The organism is Streptomyces sp. NPDC002130, assembly GCF_040296465.1.
Taxonomy (GTDB): Bacteria; Actinomycetota; Actinomycetes; order Streptomycetales; family Streptomycetaceae; genus Streptomyces.
In genome coordinates this window covers 1-1,107 of sequence record NZ_JBEOXI010001163.1, presented here as the reverse complement: position 1 = coordinate 1,107, position 1,107 = coordinate 1, and the positions used below count along the sequence as shown (strand labels likewise).

Sequence of the window (1,107 nt, the reverse complement as noted above, 5' to 3'; positions counted from 1 at the left end):
GTCCGCCTCCGGGCCCTCGGTGTCGGGAATGACGACGGTGTACCCGGCGGCGAGCATCGGTCCGAACATCGCAATCTCGCCGGACACCATGGTGCCGCCGAGGTTGAAGTTGCGTCCGCTCGGGGTCCACTGTCCGATCGGGGTGTTACCGGCGATGGCACGTGAGGGGCTGTCGTCGGGGTTGAGTGAGTCGTAGACGGACTGGTAGGAGAGAACTTTTCCGGGTTGCGCGTTCGGCGGTCGCAGAATCGAGGTCACGTTGGCGACGGGCCGGCCGAGGGCGTCGGTGGAACGGTAGAGCACCTGCACCGCCTGCAACGGGGTCGGAACGTTCACCACGTGATAAGGCACGGTCCGCGTTTTGAGGACATCACCGGGGGCATACGAGGACAGCGGTGCCGAACCGTCGTAGTCGTAGAACGTGTCGAACACCCGCGGCTGCGCCGCTGCAACCGAAACCGTGACCGGAGCGGTCACACCCACGAATGCGGCAGCAGCAACCACTGTCACCACCATTCGGGCGAGTGTTCGTGAGGGCATATTTCGACTCCACATCTATGTGACTGACACCACCGCCGGACTGCGTTATGACGATCACCATATATTACTGCCCGGTAACAGCGGTAGCGTGAAAAATCAGACACCCATACCGAAAGATCATCTGCGCCAGCGATCGGCTTCCCCGTCGACCGGGTCAGCCGGAGCACGGCCCCCGCCGCTCCGCCCCGAATACATAAGCCCGCCAACCACAACCACCCGACGCGCTCGTCCTGCCGGCGGTATGGAACCACCCCTCCTCGTCGGGAGCGAATTCCCCGTCAAGTGGCTCATACGATCGAAAGCCGGGGACACCGCAGGTCACCGGGTCGCCGAGCAGGCGGATGACAGCCTGCTGCCTGCGGTCATGTCAGTATCGTGAATACCGAAGGGCACTCACGGTGAGGGAGTATTTAGTGCACGAATTCGCGGAACTGATCGACAAGGTTCGCAGCCGACACGAACGGGAACTACACCGACTACTGCGAAAAGCTCTGGTGCCAGGGACATCTCGCACGATCGCCCGCAAGAAACCCCCGCCGAAGCTGATCGGACGATCGATACTCGACC

At 62.5% G+C, this 1,107-nt stretch carries 1 pseudogene; it reads right to left on the bottom strand.

The features are described 5' to 3' along the window. A pseudogene (locus ABT116_RS49295) lies at nucleotides 1-516 on the bottom strand (lipase family protein); the annotation flags it as partial. Nucleotides 517-1,107 lie beyond the last annotated feature (591 nt).